The sequence below is a fragment of the Yoonia sp. BS5-3 genome (genome assembly GCF_038069655.2).
GTDB lineage: Bacteria > Pseudomonadota > Alphaproteobacteria > Rhodobacterales > Rhodobacteraceae > Yoonia > Yoonia phaeophyticola.
Window position 1 is genome coordinate 2,544,562 of the sequence record NZ_CP150951.2, and the last position, 21,424, is coordinate 2,565,985.

The 21,424-nt window shown below is 57.1% G+C and carries 19 protein-coding genes; 16 read left to right on the forward strand and 3 right to left on the reverse strand.

Going from position 1 to position 21,424, the window contains the following annotated elements; all coding sequences use genetic code 11:
• Positions 1 to 36 precede the first annotated feature (36 nt).
• From rpoH to AABB29_RS12895, 9 genes are all read left to right on the forward strand, one after another.
• Complete coding sequence (gene rpoH / locus AABB29_RS12855) at positions 37 to 933, forward strand: RNA polymerase sigma factor RpoH (RefSeq protein ID WP_373636557.1); 897 nt, start codon at positions 37 to 39, stop codon at positions 931 to 933.
• 115 nt (positions 934 to 1,048) lie between these two features.
• Positions 1,049 to 2,002, forward strand: coding sequence for a hypothetical protein (locus tag AABB29_RS12860; protein WP_341366534.1), 954 nt, complete (start codon positions 1,049 to 1,051; stop codon positions 2,000 to 2,002).
• Positions 2,003 to 2,065: 63 nt separating this feature from the next.
• Entirely contained in the window at positions 2,066 to 3,046 is a 981-nt protein-coding gene (locus AABB29_RS12865; protein ID WP_341366533.1) for a Gfo/Idh/MocA family oxidoreductase, read from the forward strand.
• Positions 3,047 to 3,049: 3 nt separating this feature from the next.
• Complete coding sequence (locus tag AABB29_RS12870; RefSeq protein ID WP_341366532.1) at positions 3,050 to 3,343, forward strand: DUF4389 domain-containing protein; 294 nt, start codon at positions 3,050 to 3,052, stop codon at positions 3,341 to 3,343.
• A gap of 100 nt (positions 3,344 to 3,443) precedes the next feature.
• A complete protein-coding gene (locus tag AABB29_RS12875) occupies positions 3,444 to 4,922 on the forward strand; it encodes a hypothetical protein (RefSeq protein WP_341366531.1) in 1,479 nt (492 codons plus the stop codon).
• A 179-nt stretch (positions 4,923 to 5,101) separates the two neighbouring features.
• On the forward strand, positions 5,102 to 5,986 hold the full coding sequence (locus AABB29_RS12880) for an alpha/beta hydrolase (RefSeq protein ID WP_341366530.1): 885 nt from the start codon (positions 5,102 to 5,104) through the stop codon (positions 5,984 to 5,986).
• A 673-nt stretch (positions 5,987 to 6,659) separates the two neighbouring features.
• Entirely contained in the window at positions 6,660 to 7,673 is a 1,014-nt protein-coding gene (locus AABB29_RS12885) for a ligase-associated DNA damage response exonuclease (protein ID WP_341366529.1), read from the forward strand.
• Positions 7,670 to 9,259 (forward strand): ATP-dependent DNA ligase, encoded by a 1,590-nt coding sequence (locus tag AABB29_RS12890; RefSeq protein WP_373636559.1) that lies wholly within the window; start codon positions 7,670 to 7,672, stop codon positions 9,257 to 9,259. Before AABB29_RS12885 ends, AABB29_RS12890 begins: the two co-directional genes overlap by 4 nt.
• Positions 9,260 to 9,596: 337 nt before the next feature.
• Positions 9,597 to 9,938 carry a hypothetical protein gene (locus tag AABB29_RS12895; protein WP_341366528.1) on the forward strand — a complete coding sequence of 114 codons (342 nt, stop codon included), beginning with the start codon at positions 9,597 to 9,599 and terminating at the stop codon, positions 9,936 to 9,938.
• Positions 9,939 to 10,132: 194 nt separating this feature from the next.
• On the opposite strand, the gene AABB29_RS12900 is transcribed toward AABB29_RS12895, so the two are convergent.
• The gene (locus tag AABB29_RS12900; protein ID WP_341366527.1) at positions 10,133 to 10,504 is read right to left on the reverse strand and encodes a VOC family protein; all 372 of its coding nucleotides are present in this window, start codon (positions 10,502 to 10,504) and stop codon (positions 10,133 to 10,135) included.
• A gap of 214 nt (positions 10,505 to 10,718) precedes the next feature.
• Here AABB29_RS12900 and AABB29_RS12905 point away from each other — a divergent pair, with 214 nt between their 5' ends.
• The 4 genes from AABB29_RS12905 (at position 10,719) to AABB29_RS12920 (ending at position 16,204) form a co-directional block, all read left to right on the forward strand.
• A complete protein-coding gene (locus AABB29_RS12905; RefSeq protein ID WP_341366526.1) occupies positions 10,719 to 11,696 on the forward strand; it encodes a YHYH protein in 978 nt (325 codons plus the stop codon).
• Between the two features lie 148 nt (positions 11,697 to 11,844).
• On the forward strand, positions 11,845 to 13,662 hold the full coding sequence (locus tag AABB29_RS12910) for a M3 family oligoendopeptidase (protein ID WP_373636561.1): 1,818 nt from the start codon (positions 11,845 to 11,847) through the stop codon (positions 13,660 to 13,662).
• A 205-nt stretch (positions 13,663 to 13,867) separates the two neighbouring features.
• A complete protein-coding gene (locus AABB29_RS12915; RefSeq protein ID WP_341366524.1) occupies positions 13,868 to 15,082 on the forward strand; it encodes a threonine ammonia-lyase in 1,215 nt (404 codons plus the stop codon).
• 3 nt (positions 15,083 to 15,085) lie between these two features.
• Positions 15,086 to 16,204: an aminotransferase gene (locus AABB29_RS12920; RefSeq protein ID WP_373636562.1), complete on the forward strand. Its 1,119-nt coding sequence runs from the start codon at positions 15,086 to 15,088 to the stop codon at positions 16,202 to 16,204.
• On the opposite strand, the gene AABB29_RS12925 is transcribed toward AABB29_RS12920, so the two are convergent.
• Both AABB29_RS12925 and AABB29_RS12930 read right to left on the reverse strand, forming a co-directional pair.
• Positions 16,201 to 17,073 carry an alpha/beta fold hydrolase gene (locus AABB29_RS12925; protein ID WP_373636563.1) on the reverse strand — a complete coding sequence of 291 codons (873 nt, stop codon included), beginning with the start codon at positions 17,071 to 17,073 and terminating at the stop codon, positions 16,201 to 16,203. The two genes, AABB29_RS12920 and AABB29_RS12925, sit on opposite strands and share 4 nt — an antisense overlap.
• An 83-nt stretch (positions 17,074 to 17,156) precedes the next feature.
• Entirely contained in the window at positions 17,157 to 17,447 is a 291-nt protein-coding gene (locus tag AABB29_RS12930) for an SCP2 sterol-binding domain-containing protein (RefSeq protein ID WP_341366520.1), read from the reverse strand.
• Between the two features lie 166 nt (positions 17,448 to 17,613).
• Between AABB29_RS12930 and AABB29_RS12935 the strand changes: the two genes are divergently transcribed.
• From AABB29_RS12935 to AABB29_RS12945, 3 genes are read left to right on the forward strand one after another with little or no spacing between them, the layout of a single operon-like run.
• Positions 17,614 to 18,081, forward strand: coding sequence for a tetratricopeptide repeat protein (locus tag AABB29_RS12935; RefSeq protein ID WP_341366519.1), 468 nt, complete (start codon positions 17,614 to 17,616; stop codon positions 18,079 to 18,081).
• Positions 18,082 to 18,110: 29 nt separating this feature from the next.
• Positions 18,111 to 20,867, forward strand: a complete 2,757-nt coding sequence (locus tag AABB29_RS12940; RefSeq protein ID WP_341366518.1) for a helicase-related protein — start codon at positions 18,111 to 18,113, stop codon at positions 20,865 to 20,867.
• Positions 20,864 to 21,235, forward strand: coding sequence for an RNA-binding S4 domain-containing protein (locus AABB29_RS12945; RefSeq protein WP_341366517.1), 372 nt, complete (start codon positions 20,864 to 20,866; stop codon positions 21,233 to 21,235). Before AABB29_RS12940 ends, AABB29_RS12945 begins: the two co-directional genes overlap by 4 nt.
• Positions 21,236 to 21,424 lie beyond the last annotated feature (189 nt).

Consider the following 21,424-nt stretch of genomic DNA (forward strand, 5'->3'; position numbering starts at 1 on the left):
CGATGTTAAGCCTTTAAACATAGGAGGGCAATGACAGTGAGCAATTACAAGAATCTTCCGGCACCAACCCCAGAGGGTGGGCTGAACCGTTACATGCAGGAAATCCGCAAATTCCCCATGCTGGAGCCTGAAGAAGAATATATGCTGGCCAAACGCTGGGTGGATCATGAAGACACCGAAGCGGCGCATAAAATGGTGACGTCACACCTGCGCCTGGCGGCCAAAATCGCTATGGGTTACCGCGGCTATGGACTGCCCCAGGCCGAGGTGATTTCTGAGGCCAATGTTGGCTTGATGCAGGCCGTCAAACGATTTGACCCGGAAAAGGGTTTCCGTCTGGCGACCTATGCCATGTGGTGGATCCGTGCCTCGATCCAGGAATATATCCTGCGGTCCTGGTCCTTGGTGAAACTGGGCACGACATCAGCACAGAAAAAGCTGTTCTTTAACCTGCGCAAAGCCAAGAACCGGATTGGCGCGCTTGAAGATGGCGATCTGCGCCCTGAGAACGTCAAACAGATCGCAAATGATCTGGGTGTGACCGAGGATGAAGTGATCTCAATGAACCGCCGTTTGTCTGGTGGTGATGCGTCGCTTAATGCGCAGGTCGGTTCTGATGGCGATGGCGCGATGCAATGGCAGGACTGGCTTGAGGATGAAAGCGCGAACACGGCCGCCGATTATGAGGCCAGTGATGAGCTTGACGCCCGCCGTGCGATGCTGGCCGAAGCCATGGGCGTTTTGAATGATCGCGAGAAGGATATTCTGATGCAGCGCCGCTTGTCAGAAGAAACCGTCACGCTGGAAGAGTTGAGCGGCCAATACGATGTCAGCCGCGAACGTATCCGCCAGATTGAGGTCCGCGCCTTCGAAAAACTGCAGAAGAAAATGCAGGAAATGGCCCGTGACAAGGGGATGCTTACCCCCGCGTAAGTTACCGTTGTTAGAAATATTGAACTCCGCCCTGTTTGGGCGGGGTTTTTTTGTGGCTTTGCCATGATTTAGCCAAACTGCGCGGGATAAGTGGCCCTTAACAGGAGACACTGATTTGACCGACGAGACGGCTAAAAAGCTGCAAGTGCAAATTGACGACGACAGCCTGAAGATGCTGCCAGATCTGCCCGCTGATGCGGCACAAGAATTGCTGGCCCATGTTCTGACCACATTGGACACAGCGCAGAAGGATGCGGCGCCATCTTCCGCTGAAATGGAAGGCCATATTCAGGGGTTGCAGGACATGGCCGCCTTGATGGCGCAGGCCCAGGCGGCCGAGGCCGCGGGCGACACAAAACTGCTTGCAGCCTTGTCCCGGAAAATCAGTCAGGCCGCCGGGACAAACCGGGCGCCCGCACCGCACCCGCCGGTTTTTGATGCGGTCGATATGGGTGATTTGGATGCGGTGCTTGCTTGCCTTCAGACAACCGAAGTGAACACGCCCTATGGCGAATTTGGCGCGACCGTTCTTTATTATGCCGTTTCGACCAGCGGTATCCTTGTGTCATTTCCCATCATGCATGCGCTGTTGGATCATGGGGCCGATCCGTGCATTGGTTTGGCCGCAGGTGGCAGTGTTTTGCACGGGTTTGGTTTTGGGTCGTATCAGCCACATCAGGTGGATGACCTGGAAAAAGTCATCCGGCGCTGCGTGACATTGGGTGCAGATTTGGAACTGCACACAGGCCAGCTGCACTGGACCCCGCTGCATTATGCATTGGCCGAGTTGAACAGACCTGTGTGCAAGGCGCTGCTGCGTGTCGGCGCTGATCCAAATGCGACGGTTTCAACCAAGGCGGCAGGTGTGACGGCGGGGGTGACGGCGCTTGGCATGGCCGCCGGTTGGCCGGATATGTTTGCGTTGCTTCTGGCTTATGGGGCAGACCCGCACCAACCCGACGGATGGGGCCGGAGCCCCAAAGCGATGCTAGAGCAGCGCATTGCGGAAAGCAGTGATGCCGGGCACCGCGCCAAATATCAGGCCTGTTTGCAGCTGCTGCCGGGATAACGCGGCCTGCGGTCTTCCCCTTCGCGAACGTCAACGCTAGCATCCGGCCCAAGGGGGATGATCATGACAGCGTTGCGATGGGGTATTCTGGGGGCGTCCAACTTCGCCCGCAAACATATGGGGCCTGCGATCCATGCCGCCAAGGGGGCTGAACTGGCCGCGCTTGCCACATCCAGCCCTGAGAAGGCGGCGGGTTTTCAGGCTTTTGCGCCCGGGCTGATCGTGCATGACAGTTACGAGGCGCTGCTGGCCGATCCATCCATCCACGCGGTCTATATTCCGCTGCCCAACCATCTGCATGTCGCGTGGACGCTTAAGGCGCTGGAGGCCGGCAAGCATGTGCTGTGCGAAAAGCCGATGGCGCTAGAGGCCGATGCGTTTGATCAGATCATCGCCGCCCGGGACCGGACAGGTAAATTAGCTGCCGAGGCTTTTATGATTGTGCACCATCCGCAGTTCATTGAGGCGCGCAAGCTGCTGCAAGGCGGGGCAATCGGAAAGCTTGTCCATGTGGATGCGTCGTTCAGCTATTTCAACGATGATTTGCAGAACATCCGTAACCAGCCTCAGGCAGGTGGCGGCGGGCTGCTGGACATTGGCGTTTATACATTTGGGGCGGCCCGCTTTGTGACCGGGCAGGAACCGCGCCGTATTTCGCATGCGGATATACGATATGAAAACGGCGTTGACGTCTTTGCGCATGTGGCCGCCACGTTTGAAGATTTCACCTACGGGGCCACTGTTTCAACGCGCATGGCTCCCTATCAGAACCTGACCCTTCGCGGCGAAAAAGGCGTTCTGGAACTGACCTGCCCATTTAACGCCAACGTATTTGATGCCGCGCAGCTGGTGCTGGAAACGGATGGATCGACGGTGACAACCCAAAGATGGCCTGCCGTTAATCACTATGTTCTGCAGGTGGAAAACTTTTGCAATGCGGTGCAGACTGGGGCGGATTATCCGTGCCCGCTTGAATTTTCACAAGGCACACAGCAGATGATGGATATGGTGTTCAAGGCCGGCGGCCCGCCGGGACAGGAGTAGACGATGGCGCAAGATCAGGAACCAGTAGAAACGGCGGATGAGCCCGCATCTGATTTTGAGAATATCTGGCTGCGCCTCGTGCATATGGTCATCATCGCCGTTCTGATGAGCATGGCCAGCACAATCTTGGGTGTGCTGACCGTGGCGCAGTTTCTGATCATGCTGTTCAATGACCGTCAACCGAATGAGCAACTGGCCGAAATTGGCACCACGATGGGCGTCTGGATGGCCAAGGCTGCCCGGTATCAGACCGCCGCGAGCGAGGTGAAACCCTGGCCCTGGACCGATCTTGATTGATCACTTGCGGCGCCCTTGCGCCTTTGTTGGGTGATCGGTACTGATCTTCGCACGTAATTGCGCAGCGTAGGCGCTGACGGGACGAAATGCACTGATGGCCATGCTCCGATCTATTTCGCGGCCCACATTGGGTTATATCATCATCGCGACGCTGGTTCTTGGGCCTATCGCGCTTTTGGCCGCGTTCAACATGCAGTTGGAGCCGCCCGTTTCGGATATCTGGCAACATGCCGCTGCGATCCGGGCATTGATTGCTGATCTTGCCAATCCGGCAAACCCTTTTGTGGTCAGCGATGAAGGCAGCCGCCATTTCCAGCCCTTATGGGTCGCGGGCGCAGCTGTTGCGCAGTTGTTTGGCCTGACGGAATGGGACATCTTGCGCGCCGCTGCGATCCTGTCGATGTTTGTTTTCGGCGCGGGGATATTCCTATTCTCTAGGGCGTTTTATAGCGCGCCATGGGCGCCTGTTGCGCTGCTGCTGACGCTGATTTTCGCCTGGCTGATCCGTCCGCAGCACACCGGGCTGCATTCGTTCCATACGCTGGTTTATTCGGCCGCTTACCCGGCGACGTTTTTGATTGGGTTCAGTTTTATCTTATGGGCTTGGACGATCCGCACCGTTGAGGGGGCTGTCTCGCCTTGGCGGCTTGTTCTTCTCAGCCTCTTTATGTTGACCACCCATCAACTGGGGGCAGCGATTGGTTTGACCGTGGCCGGATGCTTTGCAGTTTGCTGGCCGGGGGCAAGCTTGCGGATCAGAGTGATCACGCTGGCGGCGATGGCTGCGGGCGTTTTGCTGTCCATGCTGTGGCCCTATCACAACCCGGTTTTGCAAATGATCGGCGGGGCAGGGTCCAGCTGGGTCGGGGGCACTGGATTTTACACAAGCCAATATATGGCAGCGGCTTTCCTGCCCGCAGGCCTGGGGCTGCTTGCATTCTACCAGCGAAAATATTGGGCCGTGGCGATGGGTTTTGTCATTCTGTCGGGGCTGTTCTTGTTGGGCCTTGTTGGTGTGACGATCGCAGGGCGGTTTCTGATGCCGATGATTTTGCTGATGCATATCGGGCTGGCGGGCCTGATTCTGCAGATTTTCGAGGATCCACAGCGGGACCGCAGCCAAAAGGGCCTTTTGGTTGGGATTGCGGCGCTGACAGTCGCGTTCTTGCATTGCTTTTACCTTTATTGGGCGATCGGGGTCGAACAAAGACAGCGCGCTGCCGAGACGCATGTCTTCGCAGCCGTGCGCGCGTTGACATCGGACATTCCCGACCTTGAACCAGTCGCCGCAATCAGCGGCACCGCATGGGAGACGGTCGCAACCGGGCAAAGGATCATCGCGATCCCATGGCCCGAACCTGAAATTCATGATCTGCAGGAAAGGCAGGCCGCCTTGGCTCGTATCGCTGACCCGCAGACATCGCTTGCGCAGCGGCGAAGCATCGCCGCGCAGTATGATGTGCGCGTTTTGATCGCAGACACGGATAACTTACCAGAAGCAACGGTTGCCCTTTTCCGCGAACAGGCGGTGCGGGTGCGTTCGGTCGGCAGTGTTATGCGTTTTGATCTGTTCGATTAAGTTTTTGCGCCGGAATATCGGTTCAACGACGTATCATACAAAGGCAAAAAGCGGGCAGGGCGATGACGCGAATATCTTTTCTTATTTCCGCCTGTGTTTTGATATCTTGCACATCTTTGCCCGACCGCATTGACTTTGCCGCGCCTCATCCAGACGCCCAAACGGAACCCATTTTTGTTGTGACACAGCAGCTGCCTGATAGTGAGTTTCGCTTTGCCGATGGCAATCGCAGCTTTGATGCCCATTACGCCGAGGTCGCCGTTTCCATTCCGCCCAGCCATGAACCGGGGCAGATAGAATGGCCGACCAATCGACCTGATCCGCTGGACGATTTTGCCGTTGTCAAATTCGATCCATCAGACAGCGCGGCGCAGTTCTATCAAGCGATCGCCGAGGCGCCGGGCGACACGGTTTATCTGTTTATCCATGGCTATAACAACACCACATCCGAGGCGCTTTACCGCTATGCACAGATCGCCACCGATTTTGATTTGCCGCAGGCACGGGCGATGTTTTCCTGGCCCTCTGCAGGGACGGGCGGGGCGTATATCTATGATCGGGACTCGGTGCTTTTTGCCCGTGATGGCCTGGCCGCGATGCTGACGCAGATTGCGCGGCGCACAGGCAAAGATATCAACCTGCTGGCCCATTCCATGGGCGCGATGCTGTCGATGGAGGCGATGCGCCAATTGGCCATCGCTGGCGATCAGGACGTGCTCCAGCGGATCGACGTCGTGACTTTCCTGTCCCCGGATATCGACCCGGATGTCTTCCGAATGCAGGCCAATGCGATCGGGACTTTGCCGCAACCTTTTGTGATCCTGACCAGCCGCTCTGACAAAGCGTTGCGCATTTCATCCCTGCTGGCTGGCGGGCGCGCCAAGGTCGGAAGCATCGAAAGCGCCGAGGATGTGGCCGATCTGGGTGTCACCTTTATCGATTTCACAAATGTCAGCGACGGGCAGCATATGGACCATATGGTTGCGCTGACCTCGCCCGAGGCGATCCGCATCTTGCGCGGGATGGTCGCGGTTGGCCTCACGACATCACTGGGCGATAGTTAAGCTTCCCAGTTGCGGCAGCGATGAGGCCGATAATCGCTGTGCGGGGTCATTGGCTCACCTCAGCGTCAAAGCAGCGAAAACGCGCGTCTGACATCTTATGCGAAAAATGCACGTGGGTTTGTCCGCTCTGTGCGTCAACAAACTGCAGATCACGGTGGCTGCCGCTTATGCGATTGACCCTGATACCTTCCGGTCTCTGCGCAAAAATTGGGCCCAAGCCCGGCGTTTCTGGTGGGTCAGCGGTTTCAACCGCGTCAGCCGTATAGATACGGCACGCAATCAATTGTCCGGGCGTCGTGTTTGGGATGACGATCTCGTAGGTGTGCGTCATCCGAAGTGGGAAAGACTTGACTTGGAAGTCGTCAATCTCTGCGTAGCTCACGGTGGCGTTTGGGTTATAGGGGCTAAGATCAGCAAGAGCTGACTGGGCAAATATTGCGCATAAAGCAGCCGCTAAAATGGTTTTCGACATCCTCAGTCTTCCCGTCAAATTGAGTGCCTTGATTTGGTCATCTTAAGGGCGAGACGTCAGAAAAACCATCATTTGCTCGCGCCGCCATCCGTATATGTACAGCTTATGTACGCCATCTGTACGGCAAACATACCGGACATTTTCGCCCAATCAGGGGCATTCACCATTTCCCGCGTGACCAGGTGATCTATACTTTCTTCCATGGCTGATATCCTGACCTTCACAGATCGCGGCATCTACTGCCCGGCGGGCGATTTCTATATCGACCCGTGGCAGCCGGTCCCGCGCGCCCTGATCACCCATGCCCATAGCGATCACGCCCGCCCCGGGATGGGCCGCTATCTGGCGACTGATGGAACGGCGCCGGTGATGCGCCATCGCTTGGGCGATATTGACCTTGAGACGATTGCCTATGGCGAGTTCCGGCAAATTGGCGGTGCAAAGGTTTCATTCCATCCGGCAGGCCATGTGCCCGGATCGGCGCAGATTAAGGTTGAGGTAAAAGGCGAGGTTTGGGTTGTTTCGGGTGATTACAAGACCATAGCGGACGGGCTGTCGGAACCATTTGAGCCTGTCCCCTGCCATGCGTTTATCACCGAATGCACCTTTGGCCTGCCGATCTTCAAATGGACGCCGCAAGATGTATTGACCGAGCAGATCAACGCCTGGTGGGCGGCCAATGCCGCCGCTGGCAAGACCGCGATCCTGGGGGCCTATGCCCTTGGCAAAGCGCAGCGGCTGTTGGCGACCGTCGATCCCACGATTGGCCCGATCCTGACCCATGGGGCGATTGAGAACACTAATGAGGTGCTGCGCGGCCAGGGCGTAAACCTGCCCCAAACCATCTATGCCGGGCCTGATATCAGCGCCAAGACCCACCCTGGCGCGCTGGTTTTGGCAACACCCAGCGCGCTTGGCACCGCTTGGACCCGCCGCTTTGGCCCGGCCTCAACCGCTTTTGCCAGTGGCTGGATGGCTCTGCGCGGTGTGCGCCGCAGGCGGGCGGCGGATCGCGGCTTTATCGTGTCGGACCATGCCGATTGGGACGGGCTGAATGCCGCAATCAAGGCGACGGGGGCCAGCAAAATATTTGTCACCCATGGGTATACGGCACCCTTTCAACGCTGGCTGACAGATCAGGGCTATGACGCCCATGTGGTCAGCACCGATTATCAGGGCGAGCAACTGGAACAGGCGGAAGCCGAAGAAGCATGAAGGAATTCGCCGCCCTTTTTTCCCGCGTCGATGAGACGACGAAGACCAGCGTCAAGACGGCGGCCCTGGCCGAATATTTCCGCAGTGCGCCGCCTGAGGATCGGCTGTGGACCATTGCCCTTTTCACTGGGCGTCGTCCCAAGCGGACGATCACCGCGACCCGCCTGCGCGAATGGGCCGCCGAGGTCGCAGGCTTGCCCGATTGGTTGTTCGAGGAAAGCTATAGCATCGTTGGCGATCTGGCCGAGACGATTGCGCTGGTCCTGCCCGAGCCGGGGCAGACATCCGACCATTCGCTGACCCATTGGATCACCACGATCAAGGCGCTATCGGCAGAGGATGACGACGCCCGTAAGGCGGGGATTTTGACCGCTTGGGATAGTCTCCCAAATGCTGAGCGGTTCTTGTTTACCAAACTGCTAACGGGCGGCTTTCGCATCGGTGTCAGCGCCAAGCTGATCACCCGCGCCCTGGCCCAGGCCACCGGCCAGCCGGAACCAGAGCTGACCCATAAGCTGATGGGCAATTGGACGCCCGAGACGGTGACTTGGGAAAGCCTGATCGAGGCGGATGATCCGACCGCCGATCTGTCGCGCCCCTATCCGTTTTATCTGGCCTATCAGATGGAGGATCTGGAGGCCCTCGGCCCGCCCGCCGATTGGAATGCCGAACGCAAATGGGACGGGATCCGCGGCCAGCTGATCATTCGCGGGGGGGCGCATTACCTGTGGTCGCGGGGCGAGGATTTGATGACGGATCGCTTTCCTGAGCTTGCGCAGCTGAAGGATTATCTGCCGGATGGGACGGTGATTGATGGCGAGGTTTTGGCGTTTGCCGATGAAAAACCCCTGCCTTTCAATCAGTTGCAAAAGCGGATTGGCCGCAAGACGGTGCCGAAAAAGCTGCTGGTTGAGGCCCCCGTGATCCTGATGGCCTATGATCTGCTGGAAGCGGATGGACAGGACATTCGCGACCTCCCCTTAGCCGCGCGCCGCGCGCGGCTGGCGGATTTGGCGGCGGGTGCGCCCGCAGATGCACCCTTGCGCCTGTCAGAGGCGCTGCCCTTCCAGACATGGAACGATCTGGCCAAGACCCGCGAAGCCTCCCGCGAGATTGGAGCAGAGGGGCTGATGCTCAAGCGGTTGGACAGCCCTTATCTGTCGGGGCGCAAGCGCGGGGATTGGTGGAAATGGAAGATCGATCCGCTGACAATTGATGCGGTGATGATCTATGCGCAGGCCGGGCACGGGCGGCGGGCGAACCTGTTCACGGACTACACATTTGCGGTGCGCAGCGGCAATGATCTGGTCCCCTTCACCAAGGCCTATTCAGGGCTGACCGACGCTGAATTCCGCGAGATTACGGCCTGGGTACGCAAGAACACGCTGCAACGTTTCGGCCCCGTCCGGCAGGTGCCGCCGACCCATGTGTTTGAAATAGCTTTTGAGGGCATCCAGGCCAGCCCGCGCCACAAATCCGGCGTCGCGCTACGCTTTCCACGCATGGCGCGGTGGCGGCGGGATAAGCCGGTGGAGGAGGCAAATACGCTGGATGATTTGAAGGAGATGTTGGCGGCTTATGGGTAAGTGTATCGAGGAATGAACTTGAGCGCCGAAATCTGTCCCCGTATGAGCAATCGATGTTCGTAAGGTTTGATGGCGGTCGACGAACAACACTACCATTGATTTAGACGGGGTAAACCGCCTACCAGACTGCATGCCATTGGAAACTAAAATTTGTGATGAGTGCGGAAGTGGCTACTTCGAAGGCACGTCCGAAATGAAAAGCCTTTGTGCAGAATGTGCATACATTTTATGTGGCTATCCTTCCTGCAACCACGCGTTTTCAAATGGGCGATGCAAAAAATGTGGCTGGGATGGTTCTCGCTCGATATTTACGGCGCATTTGACGAAGCGCCACAACATGTCAGATCAAGAGCTACGGGACGAGCTGGCTGAACTTAAAGTTAAAATGGAAAAGCTAGACAGGTATCAAGAGGTTATCGAGTTGGCGAACAACCTTATTTCAACCCCCTCAAACATCGTCGCTCTTAGCTGCGAATGGCGCATGGAAGAATATGCACATACGGATGATGGGTTGATTGACCTAAAGGTTCTTTTGAATGAAGAGTTGGTGGTCAAATTCAAAGTACCCAACAATAGCGAAGAAGAAGTCGAGCACGCTAGGCCAGCTCTTCTGGCGGATTATTTGGACCGAGCGAGCTCAAATATGTCGAGGCAAATCGAACAAATTCTAAGAAACTAGACATTCGACTTATATGGGAATTCTGCTTTCAAAGCGGGCGTTTCAATCCTTAGGCGGACCTAAGACTTTGCTTAGGTTATCAAGGCGAGCCGACAAACTATCCACACCGATCCCACAAACCGTTCCTCGCCTTTTACCCCCCTTCATCTCGCCTATGTTATCTCAAACAATACCAAGACGGGTCGCTGCGAACTCTATACGCTTGTTTGTAACGGTTCCCAAAGTTCGACGGGATTGCCCTCGGGATCAACGAGCCGTGCAAAGCGGCCATTGGGATGAAGTTCTGGATCGACATCCACCTCTATTCCGGCGGCCCTTAGATCGGCAATCGCATCATCAAGGTTGGCGACGCGGAAATTGATCATCCAGCTTTGCTCTTTCCGGCCAAAGTAATCGGTATCGCTTTCAAAAGGTGCAAAAACAGTTGGTCCGGCTTCTTGATTCCATTCCGGATCACCGTAGTTGCCCATCTTGGTCACCCCAAGATGTCGATCGTACCATTCCGCGAGTTTCGCCGGATCTTTCGCCCGAAAGAAAAATCCCCCAATGCCCAATACCTGAACCATTTGCCGCGCTCCCTGGCCGCCTGTGATGCGCGAAAGCATAGAGCGGAGGGGCCATTGGGATCAATGTCACTCGGGGCTGGAAGAGAACGGTGCATAACTTGAGGCGGATAGGCCTCTTTTCGCGGATTTCGGGTTTGGGCGACGGGAAAGGCAACATTATCCGTGTAAGGAAGTACACTCTCAATTGGTCGAACCCCGACTTCAGGAGCATCACATGTCGAAATTCCTTTGCCGACTGAGTCTTTTCTTATGTGCTGCGCTTTGCGCAAGTTCTGCCCTTGCTCATGGGGAAGAAGCCCATTGCGCTGCTGTCACCGCATCCGTTGAAGATGCTGGCTTTTCCGATGTTGTCACGGTGACCTGCCGGGATGGTCAGGCCCTTATTTCTGGCGATGTGCTGCCGGATCACGAGATGATGACAGGGATCATCGGAACCAATGAGCAAGTCCCGGTGCCTGCCTTGAACTATGCGTCGCCTGTTCAGCTTGCGCCAAATCTGGGGTCTGGGCCCCATACGCGCGACGCCGCTCTGGGTGTGGCGGTGAACGGTATCCCAATTTATGACTACACGGCGGGGGGTGAGATGTCGCAAGACGACCTGGCCTCTTATCAAGCGCATCTCGATACCGTAGTGACCGGGCAGCTTGATGTTTGCGGCGGCCATGCCGGGCGCGGTGATGACTATCATTATCACGCCGAACCGACCTGTATGATCGAACAGATGCAGAATGCAGGCCCCGACGCGATTATCGGTTGGGGGTTTGATGGTTTCCCGATCTACACAAAGACGAACCCGGATGGGTCTGACATTGCCCAAGGCGCTCTTGATGTCTGTAATGGGCAGGCCGATGATACATTTGGGTATCGCTATCACACCTCGGAAGGTGCCCCATACATCATCCAGTGCCTGATGGGCGATGTGCCTGACATGGATCGCCTGCCGCGGGTCGGACCGCTGGTCCCAGCCGGCGGTGGCCGCGGCCCCGAAGCGGGGAGACCGCCTCAGGGCGGCGTGGACGCGTTGGTCTTTGTTCAGGATGAAGTGACCGGTGAGAGCCTGATGTCCTATAGTTATGAGGGCAGCGATTATTACATCAAATACGCGCCTTCCGGCACAGACAACTGCTATGATTTCGAGACCCGTACGGTGACAAATGGTGGTGCGCTGTACCAAGCAGAGCTGTGCCGATAGTGAATGAGCTGCAGCCGTGTTTGGTGCCGTCGACGCGGCTTGAGGCTTTGAACTCTCAACCTTAACACCAAATTTACGATGCATTCATCGTCTTTTAAACCGCCGTTGACCCGCCTATGTTATCCCAAACAACACCATGAGGGTCCCCATGCGATTTCCACAGCCTGTCTTTGATGCCAACGCAAACGGAGGCAAGGACCTCGGTGCGCTGCCCGAATGGGATCTGTCTGACCTTTATCCGGGCACCGATGCCCCGGAGCTGGAGCGGGATCTGGCGTGGCTCGAGGGGGAGTGCGCCAGCTTTGCTGCGGATTATCAGGGCAAGCTGAGCGGCTTGGATGCTGCGGGCCTGCTGACCGCCGTGCAGCGCTATGAGCAGATCGATGTGATCGCGGGCCGTATCATGTCTTTTGCGGGTCTGCGTTATTACCAGATCACCACCGACAGTGAGCGCGCCAAATTCATGGCTGATTGTCAGGACAAGATCACCAATTTCACTACGCCTCTGGTATTTTACAGCCTCGAATTCAACCGGCTGGCGGATGATCATCTGGCCGGGCTTTTGGCTGAAAATGCTGATCTGGCCCGCTACAAACCCGTCTTTGACCGCATGCGCGCGATGAAGCCGCATCAGCTGTCGGATGAGCTGGAACAATTCCTGCATGATCAATCGACCGTGGGCTCTGCCGCCTGGAACCGTCTGTTTGATGAAACCATGGCGGGCCTTGAATTTGAGGTGGCGGGCGAGACCCTGAACCTTGAAGCCACGCTGAACCTGCTGACCGAACAGGATCGCGCCACCCGCGAGGCTGCTACCCATGCCCTGGCCAAAGTGTTTGGTGAAAACCTCAAGACCTTTGCCCGCGTTCACAACACACTGGCCAAGGAAAAGGAAATCGAAGATCGCTGGCGCAAGATGCCGACACCGCAAACCGGCCGCCATCTGTCTAACCATGTGGAGGCCGAGGTGGTTGAGGCGCTGCGCAACGCCGTTGTCGCCGCCTATCCGCGCCTGTCGCACCGCTATTACGCGCTCAAAGCCAAATGGCTGGGTCTGGACAAGATGCAGGTCTGGGACCGCAACGCACCCCTGCCGCTGGAAGATGACACGGTCGTTGATTGGGAGGCCGCCAAAGACACGGTGATGACCGCCTATGCAGAGTTCGATCCGAAAATGGCCGAAATCGCCGGGCCCTTCTTTACCGATGGCTGGATTGATGCGGCAGTGAAACCCGGAAAAGCCCCCGGCGCTTTCGCACATCCAACCGTGACCACAGTTCACCCTTATGTGATGCTAAACTACCTAGGTAAACCGCGCGATGTGATGACCCTGGCCCATGAGCTGGGCCATGGCGTGCACCAAGTGCTGGCTGCAGAACAGGGCGAATTGCTGTCTTCAACCCCGCTGACCCTGGCAGAAACGGCATCAGTCTTTGGCGAGATGCTGACCTTCCGCAAGATGCTGGATGGGGCAAAAACCCAAGCCGAGCGTAAGGTCCTTTTGGCCAATAAGGTCGAGGATATGATCAATACGGTCGTCCGCCAGATCGCCTTTTACGATTTCGAATGCAAACTGCATGCCGCCCGCGCCGAGGGCGAATTGACGCCCGAGGATATCAACGCGCTGTGGATGTCCGTGCAGGCCGAAAGCCTGGGCCCCGTGTTCGAATTTGCCGAAGGGTATGAGACCTTCTGGTCCTACATCCCGCATTTCGTGCATTCGCCCTTCTACGTTTACGCCTATGCCTTTGGCGACGGTTTGGTGAACGCGCTTTATGCTGTTTATCAGGAAGGCGACCCTAACTTCCGCGCCAAATATTTCGACATGCTGCGCGCAGGTGGATCAAAGCACCATAAAGAGCTGTTGGCACCCTTCGGGCTTGATGCCTCTGACCCGAAATTCTGGGACAAAGGCCTGTCGATGATCGAAGGGTTCATCGACGAGTTGGAGGCGATGGAGGGATAGGCGACAGCGTCTGATCTTGTGAATTCGAAATGCCTTTCAAATGGGCCGGGGGCTGCCGCCTTAATAAGGCGTAGGGTGGCCCCAATGGCCGCAAACAGTGTTGCCAACGAGGCCCCTTGAACGAATGCTCATTTTCGATGACCACAAGTGCTTGTCTTTTGGCCTGCAAGCGTTTTTGGTGCCGCTGAATAGATAGGGGTCGCAGATGAAGCTGAATTCTGACTTGGTCACAAGCACTTATGCGGCGATTAAATCTGCCACGATGCGCACGCCCACGGTCTATGCGTCGCGGCTTTCGCGCCATCTGGGCCTTGATCTATATCTGAAACTGGAAAACCTGCAGCATACCAATGCCTTCAAGGCGCGGGGGGCTTTGGCGAAGCTTTTGACCCTGTCCGAGGATGAGCGCGCCGCCGGCGTCATTGCGTGCAGCGCGGGTAATCACGCCCAAGGGGTGGCCTATCATGCCACCCGCTTGGGTATTCCGTCCGTCATTGTCATGCCTGAGGGCACCCCTTTTAACAAAGTCAAACGCACCAAGGATTTCGGGGCAGAGGTTGTTCTGCATGGCAGTGGCTTTGATGAAAGTGTGCAGTTCACCATGGACATGGCCGCTGAGAAGGGTCTGACCTTTGTACATCCCTTTGATGATCCTGTTGTGGCGGCGGGCCAAGGGTCTGTTGCGGTTGAGATGTTGGAGGATCAGCCCGATTTGGACGCCATTGTTGTGCCCATCGGGGGCGGGGGCCTAATCGCGGGGATGGCTGTGGCGGCCAAGGCGGCCAAGCCTGAGGTGCAGATCATCGGCGCGCAGGCCGAACGCTTCGATGCGGTGAAGGCCCGGTTTGACGAAGGTGCCACCCATTTCGGCGGCGCGACCTTGGCTGAGGGCATCGCCGTGCGCGCGCCCTCAGCCGCGAATATGGCGGTGATCCGGTCCCATGTGGACCGGGTCGAGACGGCGACAGAGCCAGAGATTGAGGCCGGTGTTTTTGATCTTTTGTCCTATGAAAAGCTGGTTGCAGAGGGGGCGCCGGGCGCGGGCCTTGCCGTGATCGGCAAGCTGGCGGATGAATTGAAGGGCAAGAAGGTGGGGCTGGTCGTTTGTGGCGGCAATATTGATAGCCGCCTGCTATCGACCCTGATCTTGCGCGGGCTGGTCCGCGATGGGCGCATCACCCGGCTGACCTTTGAGATTGATGATCGTCCGGGGCAACTGTCTGAAATATCGCGCATTATTGGCGAGGCGGGTGCCAATGTCGTCGAGGTGATCCACCAACGCATGATGCAGTCGGTGTCGCTGAAGCAGGCCGAGCTAGAGATCGTGATAGAGGCCCGCGATATGGATCATGTGGACGACACCGTGGCCGAGCTGCGCGCCGCGGGCTTCCAGGTCCGTACTGCCAGCGCTTTGGAGTAACCGATGCAGATCGATCCTTTTGCCGTCGAGATTTGGATGAATGAGTGGGAGACGAAGTGTACCCATAATTTGGCCGAAACCTGCGTTGAAAGCTTGACGATTGCGGAGCTGCTTCAGGTTGCGGGCCAGAATGCTGCCGATTTGTCGGCTCTTTTGCCGATGAAGATGACCTATGGCGATATTCGTGGATCGGACCGTCTTTTGACCGCTATATCAGGGCTTTATGCGGGGCAGGGGCCGGAAAATATTATCGTGACCCATGGCACGATTGGCGCGAATATGCTGGTGCATAAGGCGCTTATTGCGCCGGGGGATCGTGTGGTCGCGATCGTTCCCACCTATCAGCAGCATTATTCGATCCCGGCCAGTATCGGGGCTGAGGTCGTGCCGTTGAAGCTGTGCGCTAGGGACGGGTTCCTGCCGGATTTGGAAGCGCTGCGCGCCCATGTGACGCCGGACACCCGTATGATTGCCATCAACAACCCTAATAATCCCACCGGAGCCTTGATGGACCGCGCGATGTTGGAAGAGATCGCCGCGATAGCCCGCGCGGCAGATGCCTGGGTTCTTTGCGATGAAGTTTATCGCGGCACCGATCAGCAGGGTGACGGGATGACCGTTTCCATCGCGGATATCTATGAAAAAGGTATTTCGACGGCAGGCATGTCCAAGGCGTTCTCGCTTGCAGGCTTGCGCCTTGGCTGGGTTGCAGGCCCGGCAAAGTTGATTGAGGCCGTATCAATCCATCGAGATTATGACACCATTTCGGTGGGCAAATTGGATGATCATTTCGCCGCTATGGCCTTGGAAAACCGGGACCGTATTCTGGCCCGTTCACAACGTATCACCCGCGAGAATTTGGCGATGTTGTCTGCCTGGGTGGCAGCTGAGCCGCAGATCGATTGGGTAAGACCCGCGTCCGGGACGGTAACTTTGCTGCGGTACGATGTCGATCTGCCATCGCGTGTCTTTTGTGAACGGTTGATGGATGAAGAGGGCGTGTTGTTCACCCCCGGCAGCGCTTTTGACATGGAAGGCTATGTGCGCATTGGTTTCGCCAATCCCAAGGCGGATTTGAAGGCCGGGCTTGAAAAGGTATCGCGGTTTTTGGCGCGCCTTTAGGCGGCGTGGGGCACTTGCCCGTTGTTGTCAAAGAGCGTCGCCGTCTCATCAAAGATCATCTGGCGCATTGCCGGGTTGTCCATCAGCATTTCATGCCGTCCGTCCTTGATCACCCGCAGCGTGCCATTGGGCCATTTGGCCATCCGATCCCGGATGCGGCCGGGGTCAACGATTACCTCTTCAGTACCTAAGAAGGTCACACATGGCAGGTTCGGTGCGGGCACGTTGCTGAGCTGGTGCATTTCCATCAAGGACATGTTCAGCCAGCGCAGCGACGGTCCACCAAGCCCCAGATCGGGGTGCTTTTCCAGCTGTTTTTGCAGGAATTTGAACATTAGCGCATCACTCGTCAGCGTATTGTCTTCGGCTGTGCTGCGCAGCACGTAGAATTCCTCAGATTGGCCCGGCGCGAGCGTGTGATCGAAGCCGAGCGAGCGGCTCATCGCGGAAAGCCCCCAGGCGACGGGGCGCAGGGCAGGGGACATCTGGATGCCCCACATCGGGGCAGAGAACATCGCAGCATTCACATCCAGCCCGCGCGTCAAGGCGCGCAGCCCGATGCACCCGCCCATTGAGTGGGCGATCAGAAAATAGGGACGCGGCAGGTTCAGCGCCTGCGCATGGGCAAGCGCCGCATCCACATCATATTGATAATCGGTGAAATGGCCGACATGACCAATGGCCCGGTTCGGTGTCATCCGATCCGCGATGCCTTGGCCCCGCCAGTCAATCGCCAGGCTCGCGTAGCCGCGTTTGGCGAGCTCCGTGGCTGTTTTGCCGTATTTTTCAATAAATTCCGTGCGCCCCGGGAATATCAGGACAGTGCCTTTGGCGTGTGGCACTGTCCAATGTGCGACCCGGATGCGCAACCCATCAGCTGTTTTCAGCCAATGGGCTTCCCCCCTGCGGGACCTTCTGCAACGTCATCATAGAGGGGTGCTGTTTCCATGGCTTAAGACAACACGCCTGCGAGTTTCATCGCAAGCCCCATATCGCCATCAACGGTAAGTTTGCCGGTCATGAACGCAGCTGTCGGGTCCATTTCGCCATCAAGGATTGCTTTGAAAACCTCGGTCGAGGCCGACAGGGTCACATCGGCATCGTCATCGCCAGCACGGGCGCCGTCGGCGTCGATAATGATTCCGCCTTCGCCTTCGATGTCGAATTTTGCGGTCCCGTCAAAGCCAGCGCCATCCATTTTTGCGTTCAGGGCGGCTACGGCCTCGGTCACTACGTCGCTCATTTTTTCGTCCTTTATCGTTGATGTGACCATGCTGCCTCTGGTGTTGGCGGCACAGTGCGTTACATTACTGGTTATGGTTACGCTGACACATCCCTTCAAATGTACCGTTGCGGCACTTTTTTTGGCAGTGGGGTTTTCCTTACCTCTTGCAGCCCAGGAAAACCGTTTGGACGAGCTTTATCAACAGCTGCTTGAGGCAGATGAGCAAAGTTATTTGCGCATCGAAGGCCAGATTATGACCGAATGGGAGAAAAGCGGATCGCCCGCGATGGATCTGCTGCTGCGCCGGGGCAAAGAGGCTTTGAATGACGGCGCCCCTGAGGTCGCGGTTGAGCATTTCACCGCCCTTGTTGATCATGCCCCCAATTTTGCTGAAGGCTATTATGGTCGTGCCTCGTCTTATTATGATCTGGGCCTGCTGGGCCCTGCATTGGATGATATCCGCCAGACCCTTGTTCTAAACCCGCGCCATTTCGAGGCGATGCGTGGTTTGGGTAGTATCATGATGGAGTTGGACCGCACAGCGGATGCCTTGGAGCTGTTTGAGCTGATCCTGACCATCAATCCGCAATCTCAGGAAGCTAAGGATACAGTTGATTTCTTAGAGATTCAGTTGGAAGGGCAGGCGCTGTAGCGGCCTTTGCCCCCTGATCGGGGACGTTTATGATACCCTCGCGGATTGCGGCTGTTCTGGGCCCGACCAATACCGGCAAGACCCATTACGCGATTGAGCGCATGCTGTCTTATCGGACCGGTGTGATCGGTTTGCCTCTGCGCCTGCTCGCCCGCGAGGTTTATGACCGTATTGTCGCTGTGCGCGGCCCGTCCGTTGTCGCCCTGGTCACCGGCGAAGAGCGGATCGTGCCCCCTCGCGCCGCCTATTGGGTCTGCACGGTTGAGGCCATGCCCCAGGGTATGGGATGCGATTTTTTGGCCATTGATGAGATTCAACTTTGTGCCGATCCTGAGCGCGGGCATGTTTTCACGGACCGCTTGCTAAATGCGCGCGGTACCCATGAGACCCTTTTCCTGGGCGCTGAAACCATGCGCAGTGCGATTGCTGCCATGGTTCCCGAAGCCCAGTTCATGCGCCGTGAGCGGATGTCTGAATTATCCTACTCAGGTTCGAAAAAGATAAGCCGCATGCCTTCCAGGTCCGCAATTGTGGGGTTTTCTGTTGAAAATGTATATGCGATTGCCGAATTGCTTCGCCGTACAAAGGGTGGTGCAGCGGTTGTTATGGGCGCGCTTTCGCCGCGTACCCGTAACGCACAGGTCGAGATGTATCAAAATGGTGATGTCGATTATCTGGTCGCCACCGATGCTATCGGGATGGGGCTGAATCTGGATATCAGCCATGTGGCGTTTTCATCGCTGACCAAATTTGACGGGCGCCGCATGCGCCATTTGCAACCCGATGAGCTATCCCAGATTGCAGGTCGCGCTGGCCGCCACGTGCAGAACGGCACTTTTGGTGTGACGGGCGAGGCGCCACCCTTGGACGAAGCGGTCGCCGAGGCGATCTGCGCCCATCGGTTTGCCCCTGTCAAAAAGTTGCAATGGCGCAATAGCGATTTGCAGTTCGGTTCGGTCAAGCGGCTGATTGCGACGCTTGAAGACCGCACCGATAATCAATGGCTGACGCGGGTGCGCGAAAGCGACGATCTGCGCGCCTTGAAGGCGTTGAGCGACGATGCAGAGATTGCGGCACGCGCCAGCGATGGGCCTTCGGTTCGATTGCTTTGGGATGTATGCCGGATCCCCGATTTTCGCGGTATCTCGGCGGGGGAACATGCCAGTCTTCTACGGCAGATTTTTACCGACCTGCACCAGCTTGGGCATGTTGATGCCAATTGGTTTGCGTTGCAGGTGAAACGCATTGACCGCACGGATGGCGACATCGATACCCTGTCAAAACGGCTCGCTTATATCCGGACCTGGACATATGTGGCGCAACGCAAAGGGTGGTTGGTTGACGATTCTCATTGGCGAGACGAGACCCGCGCTGTAGAAGACCGTCTATCTGATGCGCTGCACGGCGCATTGACGCAAAGATTTGTGGACCGGCGGACCAGCATTTTGCTTCGCCGGCTCAAACAGAAGGAGAGCCTTGTGGCTGACGTGAACGATAAGGGTGAAGTGACCGTAGAGGGCGAATTCGTCGGACGGTTAGAGGGGTTTCGTTTCCGGATGGATAAGGCGGGCAGCCCGGATGAGGCCAAGACCTTGCGCCAGGCATCTGTTGCTGCATTAGTCCCTCATTTTCATTTGCTGGCCGACCGTTTCTACAATGCCCCCGATCCCGAGATTGATTTCACGGAACAGGGCGGCCTGATGTGGGGCGACCAGGCGGTCGGCAAGCTGGTTGCGGGTGATGACCCTTACAAACCCGGTGTTGAGGCTTTTGTCGATGACGAAGCTGGCCCCGATGTGGCCGCCAAGGTGCAGCGCCGTTTGCAGCATTTCATTGATCGCAAGATCGCGGCGGGTTTTGAGGGGCTGCTGGCCCTGAAGAATGACGACACATTGGAAGGTGCTGCCAAGGGCTTTGCTTACCGGATGGCCGAAGGCTTTGGCGTGATCCCCCGCGGCGAGGTTGCCGATGAGGTGAAGGCCCTTGACCAGGATGCCCGTGGTTCATTGCGCAAGCATGGCGTGCGTTTTGGCCAGTTCACGATTTTCCAGCCCTTGCTGTTAAAACCTGCCCCAACCCGCCTGCGTTTGGTCTTGTGGTCGTTGTCCAAAGGTCTGCAAGAGTTTCCCGAAAGCCCGCCCCCCGGTTTGGTCACCGTCCCAACCGCCAAGGATGCTGTCCCTGGCTATTATGCGATGGCCGGCTATCGCGCCGCGGGCGAGCGCGCCATTCGCATCGACATGCTGGAACGCCTGGCTGATATGCTGCGCGACAAGGACAGCCGTGGCGGATTTGAAGCCAACCCTGATATGTTGTCGATCACTGGGATGACCCTGGATCAGTTCGCCTATCTGATGACCGGTCTTGGCTATAAGGCCGAAAAGGGCGAGCGTGAGAAGGTCCGCGCCGTTGCAACCGAAGCTGTCAGTGCCGAGGCTGCAGCAGAAGCTGCGCCGGTCGAAACACCCGCCGAGCTTCCAGCAGAAACGCCCGTTGAACTGCCACCCGTAACAGATGCCGCCCCTGATGAGGCCGCGCTGCAGGCCCCCGACACTGGCCCCGAGATAGAGGTGTTCTACACCTTTACCTGGGGTGGTCGCGGTGCGCGCCAAAACCAACGCCCGCAGGCTCAGAATAAGCCTCGCGGCAAAGGTAAGCCCAAAGGCAAGGGCAAGCCAGGCGGCCAGAATAAGCCTCAAAGCTATCAGGCCAAGCCAAAGAAAGAAAAGGCGATTGACCCCGACAATCCCTTTGCTGCGGCATTGGCTGGGTTCAAGAAGGATTGACCGATCCGCGTCCGACAATTCGTCTGGACAAATGGCTGTGGCATGCGCGCTTTTTCAAGTCGCGCAGCCTTGCCGCCGGGGTGGTAAGCGCGGGGAAGGTCAGGGTCGATAGCCAGCCTGTTAGCAAACCATCCCGCGCTGTGGGTCCGGGCAATGTGCTGACGTTCATACAAGCTCGTGAAACGAAGGTCGTGCGGATCATTGCCTGCGGTGACAGACGCGGGCCTGCCCCTGAAGCCCAAGCGCTTTACGAAGACCTGACCCCAGCCCCCAAAATACGCCCGACTGAAGCACGCGGCGCCAATCCCAAATACGAAAAGGGCGGTCGTCCGACCAAGAAAGATCGTCGGGACATGGGGTTGGACTAACGATTTTCATTATCGCCGGATGCCGTTTTGTCAATATTTTTCAGGTGCTTAATGTTTGCGAGTACTTTGATCATTTTGGTCGGCTCTCAAAAAATCTGATTTTTGCGGAACCGTTCCGGGCAATGTCTGTTGGCTATCCAGAAGCAGGAAGCAACAAGCGCTTTTTGCAAAAGATAGAAAGGACTGAGT

Bases quoted from the DNA above. Each gene is read 5' to 3' on its own strand.
- AABB29_RS12865 (WP_341366533.1), top strand. From the start codon at position 2,066: ATGACAGCGTTGCGATGGGGTATTCTGGGGGCGTCCAACTTCGCCCGC.
- AABB29_RS12885 (WP_341366529.1), top strand. From the start codon at position 6,660: ATGGCTGATATCCTGACCTTCACAGATCGCGGCATCTACTGCCCGGCG.
- AABB29_RS12920 (WP_373636562.1), top strand. From the start codon at position 15,086: ATGCAGATCGATCCTTTTGCCGTCGAGATTTGGATGAATGAGTGGGAG.
- AABB29_RS12940 (WP_341366518.1), top strand. From the start codon at position 18,111: ATGATACCCTCGCGGATTGCGGCTGTTCTGGGCCCGACCAATACCGGC.
- AABB29_RS12930 (WP_341366520.1), bottom strand. From the start codon at position 17,447: ATGAGCGACGTAGTGACCGAGGCCGTAGCCGCCCTGAACGCAAAAATG.
- AABB29_RS12875 (WP_341366531.1), top strand. From the start codon at position 3,444: ATGCTCCGATCTATTTCGCGGCCCACATTGGGTTATATCATCATCGCG.
- AABB29_RS12870 (WP_341366532.1), top strand. From the start codon at position 3,050: ATGGCGCAAGATCAGGAACCAGTAGAAACGGCGGATGAGCCCGCATCT.
- AABB29_RS12910 (WP_373636561.1), top strand. From the start codon at position 11,845: ATGCGATTTCCACAGCCTGTCTTTGATGCCAACGCAAACGGAGGCAAG.
- AABB29_RS12895 (WP_341366528.1), top strand. From the start codon at position 9,597: ATGTCAGATCAAGAGCTACGGGACGAGCTGGCTGAACTTAAAGTTAAA.
- AABB29_RS12900 (WP_341366527.1), bottom strand. From the start codon at position 10,504: ATGGTTCAGGTATTGGGCATTGGGGGATTTTTCTTTCGGGCGAAAGAT.
- AABB29_RS12890 (WP_373636559.1), top strand. From the start codon at position 7,670: ATGAAGGAATTCGCCGCCCTTTTTTCCCGCGTCGATGAGACGACGAAG.
- AABB29_RS12915 (WP_341366524.1), top strand. From the start codon at position 13,868: ATGAAGCTGAATTCTGACTTGGTCACAAGCACTTATGCGGCGATTAAA.
- AABB29_RS12905 (WP_341366526.1), top strand. From the start codon at position 10,719: ATGTCGAAATTCCTTTGCCGACTGAGTCTTTTCTTATGTGCTGCGCTT.